Raw genomic sequence first — 17,163 nt, forward strand, 5'->3', positions numbered from 1 at the left:
CGGGTCGCCGGGCCCGCGCGCCGACCCCCCCCCCCCCCCCCCCCCGCCGCGGCGGCGGCCGCGCGCGGGGCGGGGGGGGGGGGCGGCCCCGCCCCTCAGTTCACATCGATGTGCCTGCCGACCCGAGGATCAGAGCTGCTCGCCGACGAAGACCGTGAGGTCGACGAGGCGGTTGGAGTAGCCCCACTCGTTGTCGTACCAGCCGAGGATCTTCACCGAGTTGCCCTCCTGGACCATGGTCAGGGAGGAGTCGAAGGTGCAGGACGACGGGTCGCCGACGATGTCCGAGGAGACGATCGGGTCCTCGGTGTACGTCAGGAAGCCCTTGAGGGCGCCGTCGTCGGAGGCCTTCTTGAACGCGGCGTTGACCTCGTCCTTGGTGACCTCGCGCTGGAGGGTGACGACGAGGTCGGTGGCGGAGCCGGTCGGTACCGGGACGCGCATCGCGATGCCGTCGAGCTTGCCCTTGAGCTGCGGGAGGACCAGGGCGGTCGCCTTGGCGGCGCCGGTGGTGGTCGGGATGATGTTCTCGGCGGCGGCGCGGGCGCGGCGCAGGTCCGAGTGCGGGAAGTCCAGGATCCGCTGGTCGTTGGTGTACGCGTGGACCGTCGTCATCAGGCCCTTGACGATGCCGAAGTTCTCGTCGAGAACCTTGGCCATCGGCGCCACACAGTTGGTGGTGCAGGAGGCGTTGGAGATGACGTGGTGGTTGGCCGCGTCGTACTGGTCCTGGTTGACGCCCATCACGATGGTGATGTCCTCGTCCTTGGCCGGAGCCGAGATGAGGACCTTCTTGGCGCCGCCCGCGATGTGCTTCTCGGCGTCGGCCTTCTTGGTGAAGATGCCGGTCGACTCGATGACGATGTCGACGCCCAGCTCACCCCAGGGGATGTCGGCCGGGTTGCGCTCGGAGAGCACCTTGATGGTGTGACCATCGACGGTGATGGTGTCGGCGGTGTGGCTGACCTCTGCCTTGAGGCGGCCCAGGATGGTGTCGTACTTCAGCAGGTGTGCGGTGGTCGCAGTGTCACCCAGGTCGTTGACAGCCACGATCTCGATGTCCGCACCCTGCTCGAGCAGCGCGCGGAAGTAGTTGCGACCGATGCGGCCGAAGCCGTTGATGCCTACGCGGATCGTCACGAACCGATCTCCTCGTTAGGTACGCCGGTTTTCGACGCCGGCGAGTTGTATAGGGATGTCCCCGACCGCTTCCGACCCTACCTCTCCCCGGCCCCGGGAGTGACATCGAGAGGGCCCCTCCGCGCCACCGGATAGGGGCGGAGGCCCGTACTCGCCAGTAGGAGTACGGGCCTCCGTTTCGCCCTTCGGGACCAACGTCCCCCGTCCTGTCCGGCCCTGATCCGCCGGACATGCCCCAGCTGTATTGACGCGCCGCGTCAGCCGACCAAGCCGTCGGCGAGCTCCTCGCTGAGGGTCGCGTCGGTGCCCGGGATGCCCAGGTCCTGGGCCCGCTTGTCGGCCATCGCCAGCAGTCGGCGGATCCGGCCGGCTACCGCGTCCTTGGTCAGCGGCGGGTCGGCGAGCGCGCCCAGCTCCTCCAGGGATGCCTGCTTGTGCTCCATGCGCAGGCGGCCCGCGGCGGCGAGGTGCTCGGGGACCTCCTCGCCGAGGATCTCCAGCGCTCGCCCCACCCGGGCCCCGGCGGCGACCGCGGCGCGGGCTGAGCGGCGCAGGTTCGCGTCGTCGAAGTTGGCGAGCCGGTTGGCCGTGGCGCGGACCTCGCGCCGCATCCGGCGCTCCTCCCAGGCGAGCACCGCGTCGTGCGCGCCGAGGCGGGTCAGCAGGGCGCCGATCGCGTCGCCGTCGCGGACCACCACGCGGTCCACGCCGCGCACCTCACGGGCCTTCGCGGCGATGGAGAGCCGGCGGGCCGCTCCGACCAGGGCGAGGGCCGCCTCGGGGCCCGGGCAGGTGACCTCCAGGGAGGAGGAGCGGCCGGGCTCGGTGAGCGATCCGTGGGCGAGGAAGGCGCCGCGCCAGGCCGCCTCGGCGTCGCAGGTGGCCCCCGAGACCACCTGCGGGGGCAGCCCGCGGATCGGCCGGCCGCGGCCGTCGACGAGACCGGTCTGGCGGGCCAGCTGGTCGCCGCCCGCGACCACCCGTACGACGTAGCGCGAGCCGCGCCGCAGTCCGCCGGGGGCCATCACGATCAGCTCCGAGCTGTGCCCGAAGATCTCCAGGATGTCGCGCTTGAGGCGGCGGGCGGCGTTGCCGGTGTCCAGCTCCGCCTCGATCACAATCCGGCCGCTCACCAGGTGCAGCCCGCCCGCGAACCGAAGAATCGCCGAGACCTCTGCTTTCCTGCAGCAGGTCCGGGTGACGGGAAGATGAGAGATTTCGTTCTTCACCGCTGGCGTCATCGCCATGGGCCGATCCTTCCATGCATCCGAAAAATACGGTCGTACGCGGCGGCCAACAGCTCCTGATCATGGACCGGAACGCCGTCGGGCGATGCCACCGGCGCCAGCTCGACCGCGGCTCCGAGCCGTTGTGCGGCATCGGCGAGGGACTCGCGGTCGGGCACGGCTGCCTCATCGGCCAGCACCACGTCCAAGGCGAGTTTAGGGGCGTGTCGCCCCAAAACCTCCAAATGACGCTGCGGTGAGAAGCCTTCTGTTTCACCGGGCTGGGGGGCGAGGTTCAGCGAGAGGACCTTGCGGGCCTTCGTGGTGACCAGGGCGTCGAGCAGTTCCGGCACGAGCAGGTGCGGGATCACCGAGGAGAACCAGGAGCCGGGGCCGAGGACCACCCAGTCGGCGTCCAGGACCGCTTCCACGGCTTCCGGGACGGCCGGCGGGTCGGGCGGGACCACGTGCACGGACTGCACCTCGCCGGGCGTGAGCGCCACCGTGGCCTGGCCGCGCACGGTGACGATCGCGTCGGGCAGATCGGGGTCGTGGCCCTTGACCAGCGCCTGGAGCTCCAGCGGGACCGCCGACATGGGCAGCACGCGGCCGTGCGCGCCGAGCAGCCTGCCGACCAGGTCGAGCGCCTGGACGTGGTCGCCGAGCTGCTCCCAGAGGGCGACGATCAGCAGATTGCCGACCGCGTGCTCGTGGAGGTCGCCCTTGGACTCGAAGCGGTGCTGGATGACCCGGGACCAGGTGCGGCCCCAGTCGTCGTCGCCGCACAGCGCGGCGAGCGCCTTGCGCAGGTCGCCGGGCGGGAGCACGCCCAGCTCCTCGCGCAGCCGGCCGCTGGAGCCGCCGTCGTCGGCGACGGTGACCACGGCCGTGAGATCGCCGGTGATCCGGCGCAGCGCCGTCAGGGACGCCGAGAGACCCATGCCGCCGCCGAGGGCGACGACCTTGGGCTGAGCACCGCGCTTGCGGCCCGAGAGCGCCGAGGTGGCGCGGCTCAGGCGCCGCATCCGCAGATTGCGTCCGGTCACTCTCGCCCCATGTCGCGGTGCACGAGGACGGTCTCGACGCCTTCGGCGGCGAGGCGGGCGGAGAGCTTCTCGGACATGGCGACGGAGCGGTGCTTGCCGCCGGTGCAGCCCACGGCGATGGTCACGTACCGCTTGCCCTCGCGGCGGTAGCCCGCGGCGATCAGCTGGAGCAACTCGGTGTACTGGTTGAGGAACTCCTTGGCGCCCGGCTGGTCGAAGACGTAGTCGGACACCTCCTCGTTGACGCCGGTGAAGGGGCGCAGTTCGGGAACCCAGTGCGGGTTGGGCAGGAAGCGGCAGTCGACGACCAGGTCGGCGTCGACGGGCAGGCCGTACTTGTAGCCGAAGGACATCACCGTGGCCCGCAGCTCCGGCTCCGATTCGCCCGCGAACTGGGCGTCCATCTTGGCCCGCAGCTCGTGCACGTTGAGGCTGGAGGTGTCGATGACCAGGTCGGCGTCGCCGCGCAGCTCGCGCAGCAGGTCGCGCTCGGCCGCGATGCCGTCGACGATGCGGCCGTCGCCCTGGAGGGGGTGCGGGCGGCGGACGGACTCGAAGCGGCGCACGAGGGCGTCGTCGGAGGACTCCAGGAAGACGATCCGCCGGGTGACGTGCTTGGCCTCCAGGTCGGCGAGGGACTCGCGGAGGTTGTCGAAGAAGCGCCGGCCGCGCACGTCGACGACGACGGCGATCCGGGCCACGTTGCCCTGGGAGCGGGCGCCGAGCTCGACCATGGTGGGGATCAGGGCGGGCGGGAGGTTGTCGACGACGAACCAGCCGAGGTCCTCCAGACACTTCGCGGCGGTGCTGCGGCCGGCGCCCGACATCCCGGAGATGATCACCAGTTCGGGGATGGCCGCGTCACCCGTCTCGGTCGGGGTGTTCGTACTCACGTCTGCTGCTCCGTCTGCTCGTTCTGCGGCGTTCTGTGCGGTCGTGTGGCTGTTCTCGGTCATGAGCTGCCCCCGTCGTCCTCTTCAATGATCTCTCCTGTGGCCGTGTTCACGGCAGGCGCCGCGGGAGCGGTCGTGGCGAGGGCGGCGGCCACCGATTCCGCCGTCCTTCGCCCTATCCCGGGGACCTCGCAGATCTCGTCGATTGTCGCCTGCCGGAGCTTCTTCACCGAGCCGAAATGCTTGATCAGTGCCTGCTTCCGGGTCTCGCCGAGGCCGGAGACGTCGTCGAGGGGGCTGGAGCGGAGGCGCTTGGCGCGTTTGGCGCGCTGGTAGGTGATGGCGAAGCGGTGGGCCTCGTCCCGGACGCGCTGGAGGAGGTAGAGGCCCTCGCTGGAGCGGGGCAGGACCACGGGATCGTCGTCGTCGGGGAGCCAGACCTCTTCGAGGCGCTTGGCGAGGCCGCAGACGGCGATGTCGTCGATGCCCAGCTCGTCCAGGGCGCGCTTGGCGGCGGCCACCTGGGGCTGCCCGCCGTCGACGACGACGAGCTGCGGCGGGTAGGCGAACCGCTTGGGACGGCCGTCGTCCTCCCGGGGCTCGGTCCCGTCGGCCGGGGAGGCGGCGGTGAGCTCCGGAGCGGGGACGGGACCGGTGGCGGCGGGACCGGGGCCCAGACCGGAGCCGGGACCGGTGGCGGGGCCGCCTGCCGGGGTGTCCGTGGGCTGCTCCTCCCACTCCCCGGTGCGCTCCTTGTCCTGGAGGTAGCGCTTGAAGCGGCGGCCGATCACCTCGTGCATCGAGCGGACGTCGTCCTGGCCCTCGAAGCCCTTGATCTGGAAGCGGCGGTACTCGCTCTTGCGGGCGAGGCCGTCCTCGAAGACCACCATGGAGGCCACCACGTCGTCGCCCTGGAGGTGGGAGATGTCGTAGCACTCGATGCGCAGCGGGGCGGTGTCGAGACCCAGCGCCTCGGCGATCTCCTCCAGGGCGCGGGAGCGGGTGGTCAGGTCGGAGGCGCGCTTGGTCTTGTGCAGCCCGAGCGCCTGCTGGGCGTTGCGCTGCACGGTGGCCATGAGGTCCTTCTTGTCGCCGCGCTGCGGGATGCGCAGGCTGACCTGGGATCCCCGGCGCTCGGCGAGCCACTGGGAGACCGCCTCGGTGTCCTCGGGCAGGGCGGGGACCAGGACCTCCTTGGGGACGGCGTCGCCGCGCTCCTCCCCGTACAGCTGCTGGAGGGCGTGTTCGACGAGGCCGGAGGTGTCGACCGCCTCGACCTTGTCGGTGACCCAGCCGCGCTGGCCGCGCACCCGGCCGCCGCGTACGTGGAAGATCTGGAGGGCGGCCTCCAGCTCGTCCTCGGCGACGGCGATCAGGTCGGCGTCGGTGGCGTCGGCGAGGACGACGGCGCTCTTCTCCATGGCCCGCTTGAGGGCCTCGGCGTCGTCGCGGAGGCGGGCGGCCCGCTCGTACTCCATCTCCTCGGCCGCCTGCGTCATGTCCTCCTCCAGGCGGCGGATGTAGGTGCCGGTGCGCCCGGCCATGAAGTCGCAGAAGTCCTCGGCGAGATCGCGGTGTTCCTCGGGGGTGACCCGGCCGACGCAGGGGGCGGAGCACTTGCCGATGTAGCCCAGCAGACAGGGGCGGCCGGTGCGCTCGGCGTTCTTGAAGACCCCGGCGGAGCAGGTGCGGACGGGGAATACGCGGAGCATCAGGTCGACCGTCTCGCGGATCGCCCAGGCGTGGCCGTACGGACCGAAGTAGCGCACGCCCTTCTTCTTGGCGCCGCGCATCACCTGGACGCGGGGGAACTCCTCGTTGAGCGTGACGGCGAGGTAGGGATAGCTCTTGTCGTCCCGGTACTTGACGTTGAACCGGGGGTCGAACTCCTTGATCCAGGAATACTCCAGCTGGAGCGCCTCGACCTCGGTGGAGACGACCGTCCACTCGACGGAGGCCGCGGTGGTGACCATCGTGCGCGTACGCGGATGGAGGCCGGCCAGGTCCTGGAAGTAGTTGGCCACGCGCTGGCGCAGGTTCTTGGCCTTCCCGACGTAGATCACCCGGCGGTGCTCGTCGCGGAACTTGTAGACCCCCGGGGAGTCGGGGATCTGTCCCGGCTTGGGGCGGTAGCTGGAGGGGTCTGCCATGTCTCACACCCTACTTGCGGGCAGTGACAGTGCGTCGTCCTCATGTGTTGCCGGGGGCGGTGCCGCGCTCCGGAGTGCCGTGGGGTGTTCCGCACCCCGGAGCGCGGGCCGGTGGCCGCTGGAGCCCGCGCTCAGGCGCCCGTGGCCGGGGACCGCCCGGTACGGCTCCGGCGGCGCAGCGCGGCGGCCCCGCACAGGACCAGGGCGAGCAGCGCCCCGGCTCCGGCGGTGGTGGAGACGGCGGTCAGCGCCGTGTCCGGGGAGGCGGTCGCCGTGCCGGCCGGCGCGGGGATTCCGGCTCCGTCCGGGGAGGCCTGCTGGGCCACCGGACCGGGGGCGGGCGCGGATCCGGCGGCCGGGCCGGAGACCGGACCGGTGACCGCCTCGGGGCCGTAGCCGCCCGCCTTGCCGGAGCGGGCGTACCCGGAGCCGGGCAGCTTGTCGCCGTACGCCTCCTGGGCCCGGGCCCGGTACGCGTTCAGCGTGGTGCCCTTCGCGCCCACGGCGGTCTTCGCATCCTGGTCGAGCGGGAGGACCCGGGAGCCGTCGTGGACGTACCAGGCGTCGATCTGGGGTTCGCGGAAGACGGTGCCGCCGGGGAGCGCGCGGGCCCCCTGGGCGACGTAACGGGCCTCGTCGTCGCCGGTGGCGATGTTCACCACCTGCCAGTCTCCGCTGCCGCCCGCCCCGGGGACGGTCCACAGGGAGGCCTTCTGGCCGTCGGAGGAGACGGCGGTGCTGGCGAGGTAGTCCAGGGTGCTCGGGGCGGCCCCGGGCTTTCCGGCGACGAAGGCGGCCGAGAGCGTGCGTACGGGGACGGCCTTCCCCTCGATCCTCGGTGCGCTCGCCTTCCGGCTCACCGCGCCCTCCCGGGCGAAGAACCGGGACAGGGTGTCCAGGGTCGCCGGCTCGGTCGCGGCCTCGTGGGCGGCTTCCATGGTCGACGCGGTCAGCTTCGGCGGGGCCGCCCGGCCGTCGGCGGCGGGGGCGGGGGCGGCGGCGGTGAACAGGGCGGTGGCGGTGAGCGCGGTGGCGACGGCGATGCGCCGCGTGGTGGCCGCGTTCCGCGTGGTGGTTGTGCGCCGGGTGGTGGAGTTCATGTCCTCACGCCCCGATCCGGTAGAGCGAGTGGGTCCAGGAGAACTCGTTGTTGTTCACGTACCAGGCGTGCGAGGCCCAGTTGTAGCGGTCGCTGGAGGGCCAGGGGTCGCCCCAGTAGACCCAGCTGTTGGCGTCGTCGTACCCGTAGATGACATGCATGTGGCCGCCGCCGGACGACCACTGGATCCGGGTCTCGATCGGGCGCTGGGCGGATATCTCGGCCTGCACGGTCGGATAGCGCAGCCAGCCGGTGACGTAACTTCCGGGCCTGACCCCGGCCCAGGACAGGCCGGTCTGGACATTGCCCAGGGTGGCCTGCGAGTTGGGGCACTGGGAGTTCTGGTTGCGGTTGAAGGCGGCGTTGCAGAACTGGTTCTGGGAGTAGCTGCGGCCGAACCAGGCGGCGATGGTGTTGCCGCCGGCCGCCCAGCACCAGTTGCTCTGCTGCTGCGCCTGCATGGTGATGTCGAGCCGCTGGGCGGCGGCGACGGTGGAGCCGGTCGTGGCCGGGGACTGGACCGCGGTGGCGGTGGCCGCGGGGACGGCGAGGAGGGCGGCGGCCAGCAGGGCGGTGAACGGGAACCTTCCGCGCCCTCCGGACCTCAGGGACCGTTTGGGGCTGACTTTTCGGTTGCGCATGGCGTTCCTCCCGAAACGGGGGTGGGGATCGGAGGAGCGCGTCCGGACGCTGACGAAGAGCATCCGGCGTTGTCCGGAGCAGGTCAACACGCTTCAATGCGAGGTGACATCACGGTGTGAACGACACGGCGTCCGTGTGAACGGTCCCGCCCCGGTCACCTGCTCCCCCGCATCCCCCGGGGCCGGTGTCACCACTCCCCACGTGAACGTTCACCGGAGGCCCGCTCATGCGGCAGACCGAGACCGAACTGGCGCAGGTGCTGCGGACCGGACCGTTCCATCTGGCGTTGCGCACGGCCCTGTCGGTGCGCGGGCTGCCACTCCAGCGGGTGCAGCACCATCTGGCGCACCGGGGCGTCAAACTCGGGGTGACCAGTCTCAGTTACTGGCAGCAGGGGGTGCGCCGCCCCCGGCGGGCCGAGTCGCTGCGGGCCGTCGCCGCACTGGAGGAGGTCCTCGCCCTGCCGGACGGCTCTCTGCTGCGGCTGCTGCGCGACGGCGACGCCCCGGGCGAGGGGGACCGCCCGGCGGGACGTTCGTACCGGTCGCTGATGGAGGCGTCGGGCTCGGTGGAGCGGCTCCTCGCGGCGATGGAGTCACCCGTGGACGGCGGGCTGCACACGGTGGGGCATCAGGAGCGGGTACGGATCGGGGCGCGGCGCGAGCTGGCGGGCCGCACCTCCCGGCATGTGGTGCGCGCGCACCGGGACGGCGTGGACCGCTATCTCGCCGTGCACCGGGGCGACCCCGGCTGCGACCCGTCGCGGATCGCGGTGCGGGCCCTGGAGAACTGCCGGACGGGCCGGGTCCGCTGGGACGGGGACGCGGGGGTGCTGGTGGCGGAGCTGCTGTTCGACACCCGGCTGCGGTCCGGCGAGACGTACCTCTTCGGTTACGGCTTCGAGGACGGTACGGGCGGGGCGAGCGGCGAGTACGTGCGCGGCTTCACCTTCGGGGGCGGGCAGTACGTGCTCCAGGTCGGCTTCGACGAGGCCGCGCTCCCGGTGCGGTGCCGCCGGTTCGCCCAGGCCTCGGCGGGGGCGGCGCGCGGGGCCCGCGGGGATCTCACGCTGACCGGCCGGCACCGGACCGTGCACCTGGTGGAGGAGGGCGTACCGCCGGGGCTGATCGGGATCGACTGGGACTGGGAGTGAGCGGTGGCCGGTGAGCCGACGAGGCGGCGCTCGTGGTTCAGGCGTCGGGGCCCGCGACGAGGTTGCCGCCCTCGGTGGTGAGGGGGACGGCGGGGAGCGGCACGGTGGCCGGGCCCTCGATGACCTCGCCGGTGGTCGTGTCGAAGCGGCTGCCGTGGCAGGGGCAGTGGCCCTCGGTGCCCTCGATCTTGGTCAGGACGCAGCCGCCGTGGGTGCACTGGGCGCTGAACGCCTTGTACTCGCCCTTGGCCGGGCAGCTCACGACGAGGCGCGCTTCCCGGTAGAGCTTGGCGCCGCCGACCGGCACCTCGGAGGCCGCGCCGAGGGGAACGGGGGCGGTCGGCGTGGGGTTCTTGGCATGCCCGAGCTTGGACTCGGTGGAGCAGGCGGCCGCTCCCAGCCCGGCGGCACCGGCGAGCGCGGCGCCCTTCAGCACGGTACGGCGGGCGGCGGGCAGGCCGGGCATGCGGACTCCACGGGGTGTCGTTCGAGGCGCATCGCGGTGGATCACCGCGATCGGGGTCGCCGGACGGACGCGGAGCGACGACGGCGACCGCGTGCCGGTGACAGAACCGACGATACCGGTGAGGAACGGGAGCCTTGCGGGCGGGCCGCCCACGCCGATGGCGGCGGCCCCCGTCGTCCTGCGAGGGCCGCCGCCATCGGTGCGCCGAGGGCTCAGGCCTTGCGGGCCCGGGCCGTCTTCTTGGCGGCAGCGGCCTTGGTGGCGGTGGCCGTGCCGGTGGCCTTCGCCTTGGTGGCCGTGGCCTTCTTGGCCGTGGCTGCCGTCTTCTTGGCGGCCGCCGCCTTCTTCGCCGGGGTGGTCTTGCGGGCAGCCGTCTTGCGGGGGGTTCCGCCCGAGGGCACCGCGGCCTCGGCGATCCGGTCCGCGTCCAGGATGCCCTGGAGGAACTTCCCGGTGTGGCTGGCGGGCACCGAGGCGACCTGCTCCGGCGTTCCCTCGGCGACGACCAGTCCGCCGCCGTTGCCACCCTCGGGGCCCATGTCGACCACCCAGTCGGCGGTCTTGATGACATCGAGGTTGTGCTCGATGACGATCACCGAGTTGCCCTTGTCCACCAGGCCCGAGAGCACCGTGATCAGCTTGCTGATGTCCTCGAAGTGCAGACCGGTGGTCGGCTCGTCCAGGACGTAGACCGTGCGGCCGGTGGAGCGCTTCTGGAGCTCGCTCGCCAGCTTGACGCGCTGCGCCTCACCGCCGGAGAGGGTCGGCGCGGACTGGCCGAGCCGGACGTAGCCGAGGCCGACGTCGTTGAGCGTGCGGAGGTGGCGGGCGATCGCCGGGACGGCCTCGAAGAAGTCCAGGCCCTCCTCGATCGGCATGTCCAGCACCTCGGCGATGGACTTGCCCTTGTAGTGGACCTCCAGGGTCTCCCGGTTGTAGCGCGCTCCGTGGCAGACCTCGCACGGGACGTACACGTCGGGCAGGAAGTTCATCTCGATCTTGATCGTGCCGTCGCCGGAGCAGTTCTCGCAGCGGCCGCCCTTGACGTTGAAGGAGAAGCGGCCCGGCAGATAGCCGCGCACCTTCGCCTCCATCGTCTCGGCGAACAGCCTGCGGACGTGGTCGAAGACTCCGGTGTACGTCGCCGGGTTGGACCGGGGGGTCCGGCCGATCGGCGACTGGTCGACGTGGACCACCTTGTCGACGAGGTCGTCGCCGTCGACCCGGGTGTGACGGCCGGGGACCGACTTGGCGCCGTTCAGCTCGCGCGCCAGGTGGGTGTAGAGGATGTCGTTGACCAGGGTCGACTTCCCGGACCCGGAGACGCCCGTGACGGCGGTGAGGACGCCGAGCGGGAAGGAGACGTCGATGTCCTGGAGGTTGTTCTCCCGGGCGCCGTGCACCGTGAGGCTGCGGGCCGGGTCGACCGGGCGGCGGATGTCCGGGGTCGGGATGGACCGCTTGCCGGACAGATACTGGCCGGTGATCGAGGCCTTGTTGCCCAGCAGCTCCTTGAGCGAGCCGGAGTGGACGACCTTGCCGCCGTGCTCACCGGCACCGGGGCCGATGTCGACGACCCAGTCGGCGACCTTGATGGTGTCCTCGTCGTGCTCGACGACGATGAGCGTGTTGCCCATGTCGCGGAGCCGGACCAGGGTCTCGATCAGGCGGTGGTTGTCGCGTTGGTGCAGGCCGATGGACGGCTCGTCCAGGACGTACAGCACGCCGACCAGGCCGGAGCCGATCTGGGTGGCCAGCCGGATGCGCTGGGCCTCGCCGCCGGACAGGGTGCCGGCCGCGCGATTCAGCGAGAGGTAGTCCAGGCCGACGTCCACCAGGAACTTCAGCCGTTCGTTGACCTCCTTGAGGACCCGCTCGGCGATCTTCTTGTCGCGGGCGTTCAGCTTGAGGCGGCCGAGGAACTCGGCGCACTCGCTGATGGACATCGCGGAGACCTCGGCGATGGACCTCTCCATCACCGTCACCGCGAGGACAATCGGCTTGAGCCGGGAGCCCTCACAGGTGGGGCAGGGCACCTCGCGCATGTAGCCCTCGAAGCGCTCGCGGCTGGAGTCGCTCTCGGCCTCGGTGTGCCGCCGCTTGACGAACTGGACCGCGCCCTCGAAGGCGGGGGTGGTGTAGGCGCGCTCGCGCCCGTACCGGTTGCGGTAGCGGACCTCGGTCTGGATCTTGTGGCCGAAGAGCAGGGCCTTCTTGGCCCGCTGCGGCAGCCCTGCCCAGGGGATGTCCGTACGGAAGCCGAGGGCCTCGGAGAGCGCGCCGATCAGGCGGCCGAAATACTCCTTGGTGTGGCCGTGGGACCAGGGGTGGATGGCGCCCTCGTCGAGCGACTTCTCCTCGTCCGGGACGATCAGCTCCGGGTCGACCTCCATGCGGGTGCCGATGCCGGTGCAGTCGGGGCAGGCGCCGAAGGGCGAGTTGAACGAGAAGGAACGCGGCTCAAGCTCCTCGAAGGAGAGGTCGTCGTACGGGCAGTAGAGGTGCTCCGAATACATCCGCTCGCGCTCGGGATCGTCCTCGGGGAGGTCGACGAAGTCGAGCACGACCATGCCGCCGGAGAGGCCGAGCGCGGTCTCGACCGAGTCGGTCAGCCGGCGCTTGGCGCTGTCCTTGACGGTGAGGCGGTCGACGACCACCTCGATGGTGTGCTTCTCCTGCTTCTTAAGCGTGGGCGGCTCGGCGAGCTGGATGGTCTCGCCGTCGACCCGGGCGCGGCTGTAGCCCTTGGTCTGGAGGTCGGCGAAGAGGTCGACGAACTCGCCCTTGCGCTCGCGCACCAGCGGCGAGAGGACCTGGAAGCGGCTGCCCTCGGGCAGTCCGAGGACCTTGTCGACGATGGCCTGCGGCGACTGGCGGGAGATGGGGCGGTGGCACTCCGGGCAGTGCGGCTTGCCGATCCGGGCGAAGAGCAGCCGGAGGTAGTCGTAGACCTCGGTGATGGTGCCGACCGTCGAGCGCGGGTTGCGCGAGGTCGACTTCTGGTCGATGGAGACGGCCGGGGACAGACCTTCGATGAAGTCCACGTCCGGCTTGTCCATCTGGCCGAGGAACTGCCGGGCGTACGAGGAGAGGGACTCGACGTAGCGGCGCTGCCCCTCGGCGAAGATCGTGTCGAACGCGAGCGACGACTTGCCCGACCCGGAGAGCCCGGTGAAGACGATGAGGGAGTCACGGGGCAGGTCGAGCGAGACGTTCTTCAGGTTGTGCTCGCGCGCGCCACGGACGATGAGACGGTCGGCCACGCCGGTCCGCACCTTTCTAGAGAGAAGCGGGGGAACTGAGCCCCTCTCCCAGGGTATGGGGGGCGCCACAGCGGTGTACGAAGCTTTCGATTCCGAGCGTATAGCACGCACATTCGATTCATGGCCGCCCTTGACCTCCTTCACCCGAATGAGTGGCGAGGCTAGGCTCGGCCGCATGATTGATCATGCGCACGACCTGGGAGCTGTACGCGAAGCGACCGGACGGCTGCTCGACGCGGTCGGCGAACTGGACAACGCCGCTGTCGCCGAGCCGTCACGGTTGCCCGGTTGGAATCGGGGCCATGTCCTGACCCACCTGTCACGTAACGCCGACGCGCTCGGAAATGTTCTCCGGGGCCTCCCGATGTACGCGAGCAGCGAAACCCGCGACGCCGACATCGCCGCCGGCGCCCCCCGCCCCCTGGCCGAGCAGCTGGCCGACTTCCGGGAGAGCGCGGACCGCCTCTTCGCGATCGCCGCGGAACCGGCCGACTGGACCCGTACCGTCACCCTGCGCAACGGGGTGACAGACTCGGCGGCCCGGATCCCCTTCCGTCGCTGGATCGAGGTGGACGTGCACCACGTCGATCTCGGCATCGGCTACGAGCTGGAGAACCTGCCCGCCGCGTTCGTGGAGCGGGAGATCGCCTTCCTCGCCGAGCGCTTCACCGGCCACCCCGATGTGGCGGCCACGGCGCTGACCGACGAGGACGGCCGCACGTGGAGCACCGGCGGCGGCCCGCCGAGCGCCCTGGTGACCGTGCAGGGGTCGGCGGCCGAGCTGATGGGCTGGCTCGCCGGCCGCCGTGACGGCTCCGCCCTGACCGTGGCCGGAGGCCCCCTGCCCGCGCTGCCCCCGCTATAGGCTGAGCCGCATGACGTACAGCGGAGCGGTGAAGGTCGGCGGACCGGCGAGCGTGCACGAACTGACGGATCTGATGATCTCCAAGGTCGCCGTCGGCGCGATGAACAACAACGCCTATCTGCTGCGCTGCCGGGCCACCGGCGAGCAGCTGCTGATCGACGCGGCCGCCGAGCCGGAGACCCTGCTCGCGCTGATCGGCGACGACGGCATCGCCTCCGTCGTCACCACGCACCAGCACGGTGACCACTGGCAGGCGCTGCCCCAGGTGGTCGGGGCGACCGGTGCCCGGACGTACGCGGGCCGCTACGACGCCGAGGGCATCCCGGTGCCGACCGATGTCCTGGTCGAGGACGGCGACACGATCACGGTGGGCAGGGTCGAGCTGACCGCCCGCCATCTGACCGGCCACACCCCGGGCTCCATCGCCCTGGTCTACGACGACCCGCACGGCGCCCCGCATCTGTTCACCGGGGACTGCCTCTTCCCCGGCGGGGTCGGGAACACGCACCAGGACCCCGAGGCGTTCACGAGCCTGCTGAACGACGTCGAGACGAAGCTGTTCGACCGGCTGCCCGACGAGACGTGGGTCTACCCGGGCCACGGGCACGACACGACGCTGGGCGCCGAGCGGCCCCAGCTGCCCGAGTGGCGCGCCCGCGGCTGGTAGCCCGCGCGGCTCCCGGATGACGCGAAAGCGGCCGGGGTGGACGGCGTTCGCCGTTTCCACCCCGGCCGCTGCCGGTGTGTCCCTGTGCCGCCCGGGGCGGCCCCGGGTCAGCTGAGAGTCTTGCTCTCCTCGTCGGCCGGGCCGGCGGTCTCGGCCTTCGCGGCCTCCTCCGCCTTCGCGGCCCCCTCCGCCTCGGCCGCCGCCTGCTTCTTGCTGGCGATGAGGCTGGTGATCGTGGTGATCACCAGGACGCCGCAGATGACGGAGAGCGAGAACGGGATGGAGATCTCGGGCGTGTGCACGCCGTTCTCGTGCAGGGCGTGCAGCACCAGCTTGACGCCGATGAAGCCGAGGATCACCGACAGGCCGTAGCTGAGGTGGACCAGCTTCTTCAGCAGACCGCCGATGAGGAAGTACAGCTGCCGCAGACCCATCAGTGCGAACGCGTTGGCCGTGAAGACGATGTACGGGTCCTGGGTCAGGCCGAAGATCGCCGGGATCGAGTCCAGCGCGAACAGCACGTCGGTCATACCGATGGCGAGCATGACCACCATCAGCGGGGTCATGATGCGCTTGCCGTTCTTCTGGATGAAGAGCTTCGTGCCGTGGTACTTGTCGTCGACGCCGAAGCGCTGCTCGATCTTCTTGAGGAGGCGGTTCTCCTCGAACTCCTCTTCCTCCTCGCCGGCCCGGGCCTCCTGAATGAGCTTCCAGGCGGTGTAGATCAGGAACGCGCCGAAGATGTAGAACACCCACGAGAAGTTCGCGATCACGGCGGCGCCGGCGGCGATGAAGATCGCCCGGAGCACCAGGGCGATGAGCACACCGATGAGCAGCACACGCTGCTGGAGGTGCGAGGGCACCGAGAACTTCGCCATGATCAGGACGAAGACGAAGAGGTTGTCGACGCTCAGCGACTTCTCGGTGATGAATCCTGCGAAGAACTCGCCGGAGGCCTGGCTCTCACCGACGACCATGAGGCCGAGTCCGAAGAGGATGGCCAGGGCGATCCAGACGATCGTCCAGATCCCGGCTTCCTTGGTCGACACGTCATGGGGCTTGCGCCCGATGAAGAAGTCGACAGCGATCAGGGCTGACAGACCAAAGATGGTCAGGGCCCAAACGGTCCATGAAACGTCCACTGCGCCTCCGGCAGTTCGCTACGGCTACTGAATCAGCGTCGTCGCTGCCGGAGGTCTCTTCCATCCCTGCACGTGGTGCGCGCCTGGACCGACGCCCCGGGACCGATTGCGGTCCGTATTGACGGGCACGTCGCGTAAGGAGTACTCCCCTCCGTTCCCCGAACAGTACAGGCACCACCAAGGGTAGGTAAAGAAAAGGGTAAAGAAGTCGTCAAAATTGCAGGTCGGAGGCTGCTGCCTCGTCAACGGTCGGCAGCTCTGCGGGCCGCTGCGACCGCCGCGAGCACCTGCTCCAGGACGCGGCTGCCCGGCGGAATCGTCAAGGGCTCGTACGTCCAGGCGTGCCCGACCCACGGATCGGCGAGGTGGCTGTCGGCGACCGGGGTGATCCGCAGCAGCGAACGCCACAGCGGATCGAGCACCGGCCCGTACGCGCTGGCCTCCTCCCGGTCCGCGACCATCAGGAGGTGCACCCCGACCGCGGGGCCCTCGTCGGCGAGGTAGCGGAGCTGGGTGACGGCCCGGTCGTCGAAGCCGTGCGGGAAGTCGTTGACCACCAGGAGCTGTTCGCCGGTGTCCAGGTCGGACGGGAGCGAGTCGGCCGCCCCGGCCCGGACCGCCATCTGCACCAGGTCCACCCGCCGGGTGAGGTGGGCGAGGACCGAGGCCACTCCCCCGGGTCCGGCGGCGGGCGGTCCGGCGAGGACGCCCGCCTCGACCAGCGGCGCGAGCGGACCGGCCGCCGAACCCGCCGGGTCGATGACGTGCACCGCGAACTCCCCGGGCGGATACACCGCGAGCAGCCGCGCCGCGTGCGCGACCGCGGTCTCCATGGCCGCCCGGCGCAGCCGGTCCGTGTCCATCGACGCGGCCGCCTCGGACGCGGTCCGCCCGCTGTCCACCCAGATCCCGCGCTCCAGCGGCAGTCGGACGAGCAGCGGGATGCGCAGGTCGGTGCGCTCGGGGAGATGGAGATCGCCGATGCGCAGGGCCATCGGTATCTCCATGGGAACCCGGTGGGCGTGCCAGACGGGGTTGCCCCAGCCCGCGTACGCGGCCGGAAGCGCGGGCTCGACGACGGCCGCCTCGGCGGCCAGCTGGGCCAGATCGCGGTCGAGCGCCTCCCGGGCCCTGGAGGCCAGCTCGTCGCGCTTGGCGCGGGCCGCCTCGCGGGCGCGGTCGCCCGCCCCGCCGATCCGGTTGCGCGGGTCGGACAGCGCCCGGTCGAGCTCCTGGTCCATCCGGGACTCGGCGAAGTCCACGGCGCTGCGGTAGGCGGCGACGGCGCGGGCCAGGTCCTCGAACATGCCCCAGATCTGGTTGTAGAGGCGCTCGTCCATCGACCAGCCGGTGGCGTCGCCCGCGACGGGCTGAGCGGCCTGTCCTGGCTGGGCGGGGGGCGCGGCGGGCG

Annotated in this window: 13 protein-coding genes and 1 pseudogene; 3 read left to right on the top strand and 11 right to left on the bottom strand. The window is 71.1% G+C overall.

The window, feature by feature from the left end:
• Window positions 1–129 precede the first annotated feature (129 nt).
• The 7 genes from gap to JS521_RS09175 all read right to left on the bottom strand — a co-directional run bounded on the left by gap (window position 130) and on the right by JS521_RS09175 (window position 8,195).
• Entirely contained in the window at window positions 130–1,140 is a 1,011-nt protein-coding gene (gap, locus tag JS521_RS09145) for a type I glyceraldehyde-3-phosphate dehydrogenase (RefSeq protein WP_205082212.1), read from the bottom strand.
• 257 nt (window positions 1,141–1,397) lie between these two features.
• Window positions 1,398–2,387 carry a DNA-binding protein WhiA gene (gene whiA / locus JS521_RS09150; protein WP_205082213.1) on the bottom strand — a complete coding sequence of 330 codons (990 nt, stop codon included), beginning with the start codon at window positions 2,385–2,387 and terminating at the stop codon, window positions 1,398–1,400.
• Complete coding sequence (locus JS521_RS09155) at window positions 2,378–3,412, bottom strand: gluconeogenesis factor YvcK family protein (protein ID WP_205082214.1); 1,035 nt, start codon at window positions 3,410–3,412, stop codon at window positions 2,378–2,380. The genes whiA and JS521_RS09155 overlap by 10 nt, the downstream gene beginning before the upstream one ends.
• Window positions 3,409–4,368 carry an RNase adapter RapZ gene (gene rapZ / locus JS521_RS09160; protein WP_205082215.1) on the bottom strand — a complete coding sequence of 320 codons (960 nt, stop codon included), beginning with the start codon at window positions 4,366–4,368 and terminating at the stop codon, window positions 3,409–3,411. The genes JS521_RS09155 and rapZ overlap by 4 nt, the downstream gene beginning before the upstream one ends.
• Entirely contained in the window at window positions 4,365–6,455 is a 2,091-nt protein-coding gene (gene uvrC, locus JS521_RS09165; RefSeq protein WP_205082216.1) for an excinuclease ABC subunit UvrC, read from the bottom strand. Before uvrC ends, rapZ begins: the two co-directional genes overlap by 4 nt.
• 131 nt (window positions 6,456–6,586) lie before the next feature.
• Complete coding sequence (locus JS521_RS09170) at window positions 6,587–7,555, bottom strand: hypothetical protein (protein ID WP_205082217.1); 969 nt, start codon at window positions 7,553–7,555, stop codon at window positions 6,587–6,589.
• A 4-nt stretch (window positions 7,556–7,559) separates the two neighbouring features.
• Window positions 7,560–8,195 carry a papain-like cysteine protease family protein gene (locus tag JS521_RS09175; RefSeq protein WP_205082218.1) on the bottom strand — a complete coding sequence of 212 codons (636 nt, stop codon included), beginning with the start codon at window positions 8,193–8,195 and terminating at the stop codon, window positions 7,560–7,562.
• Window positions 8,196–8,422: 227 nt separating this feature from the next.
• Here JS521_RS09175 and JS521_RS09180 point away from each other — a divergent pair, with 227 nt between their 5' ends.
• The gene (locus JS521_RS09180) at window positions 8,423–9,349 is read left to right on the top strand and encodes a hypothetical protein (RefSeq protein ID WP_205082219.1); all 927 of its coding nucleotides are present in this window, start codon (window positions 8,423–8,425) and stop codon (window positions 9,347–9,349) included.
• Window positions 9,350–9,386: 37 nt separating this feature from the next.
• Here the strand turns inward: JS521_RS09180 and JS521_RS09185 are convergent, their stop codons facing one another.
• Both JS521_RS09185 and uvrA read right to left on the bottom strand, forming a co-directional pair.
• Window positions 9,387–9,815: a Rieske (2Fe-2S) protein gene (locus tag JS521_RS09185; protein WP_032784446.1), complete on the bottom strand. Its 429-nt coding sequence runs from the start codon at window positions 9,813–9,815 to the stop codon at window positions 9,387–9,389.
• 212 nt (window positions 9,816–10,027) lie between these two features.
• The gene (uvrA, locus tag JS521_RS09190; RefSeq protein WP_205082220.1) at window positions 10,028–13,078 is read right to left on the bottom strand and encodes an excinuclease ABC subunit UvrA; all 3,051 of its coding nucleotides are present in this window, start codon (window positions 13,076–13,078) and stop codon (window positions 10,028–10,030) included.
• A 175-nt stretch (window positions 13,079–13,253) separates the two neighbouring features.
• Here uvrA and JS521_RS09195 point away from each other — a divergent pair, with 175 nt between their 5' ends.
• On the top strand, window positions 13,254–13,943 hold the full coding sequence (locus JS521_RS09195; RefSeq protein ID WP_205082221.1) for a maleylpyruvate isomerase family mycothiol-dependent enzyme: 690 nt from the start codon (window positions 13,254–13,256) through the stop codon (window positions 13,941–13,943).
• 10 nt (window positions 13,944–13,953) lie between these two features.
• Entirely contained in the window at window positions 13,954–14,610 is a 657-nt protein-coding gene (locus JS521_RS09200; RefSeq protein ID WP_205082222.1) for an MBL fold metallo-hydrolase, read from the top strand.
• Window positions 14,611–14,717: 107 nt separating this feature from the next.
• On the opposite strand, the gene JS521_RS09205 is transcribed toward JS521_RS09200, so the two are convergent.
• Together JS521_RS09205 and JS521_RS09210 are read right to left on the bottom strand one after the other, a co-directional pair.
• Window positions 14,718–15,752 carry a TerC family protein gene (locus tag JS521_RS09205; RefSeq protein WP_205082223.1) on the bottom strand — a complete coding sequence of 345 codons (1,035 nt, stop codon included), beginning with the start codon at window positions 15,750–15,752 and terminating at the stop codon, window positions 14,718–14,720.
• A 242-nt stretch (window positions 15,753–15,994) separates the two neighbouring features.
• Window positions 15,995–17,163, bottom strand: a pseudogene (locus tag JS521_RS09210) (TerD family protein); the annotation flags it as partial.

The organism is Streptomyces durocortorensis, from assembly GCF_016901035.1.
Classification (GTDB): Bacteria; Actinomycetota; Actinomycetes; order Streptomycetales; family Streptomycetaceae; genus Streptomyces; species Streptomyces durocortorensis.

What these genes read in the sequence shown, in the direction of transcription:
- JS521_RS09185 (WP_032784446.1), bottom strand. Translation starts at nt 9,815, where the DNA reads ATGCCCGGCCTGCCCGCCGCCCGCCGTACCGTGCTGAAGGGCGCCGCG.
- whiA (WP_205082213.1), bottom strand. Translation starts at nt 2,387, where the DNA reads ATGGCGATGACGCCAGCGGTGAAGAACGAAATCTCTCATCTTCCCGTC.
- JS521_RS09170 (WP_205082217.1), bottom strand. Translation starts at nt 7,555, where the DNA reads ATGAACTCCACCACCCGGCGCACAACCACCACGCGGAACGCGGCCACC.
- JS521_RS09200 (WP_205082222.1), top strand. Translation starts at nt 13,954, where the DNA reads ATGACGTACAGCGGAGCGGTGAAGGTCGGCGGACCGGCGAGCGTGCAC.
- JS521_RS09180 (WP_205082219.1), top strand. Translation starts at nt 8,423, where the DNA reads ATGCGGCAGACCGAGACCGAACTGGCGCAGGTGCTGCGGACCGGACCG.
- JS521_RS09195 (WP_205082221.1), top strand. Translation starts at nt 13,254, where the DNA reads ATGATTGATCATGCGCACGACCTGGGAGCTGTACGCGAAGCGACCGGA.
- uvrC (WP_205082216.1), bottom strand. Translation starts at nt 6,455, where the DNA reads ATGGCAGACCCCTCCAGCTACCGCCCCAAGCCGGGACAGATCCCCGAC.
- rapZ (WP_205082215.1), bottom strand. Translation starts at nt 4,368, where the DNA reads ATGACCGAGAACAGCCACACGACCGCACAGAACGCCGCAGAACGAGCA.
- JS521_RS09175 (WP_205082218.1), bottom strand. Translation starts at nt 8,195, where the DNA reads ATGCGCAACCGAAAAGTCAGCCCCAAACGGTCCCTGAGGTCCGGAGGG.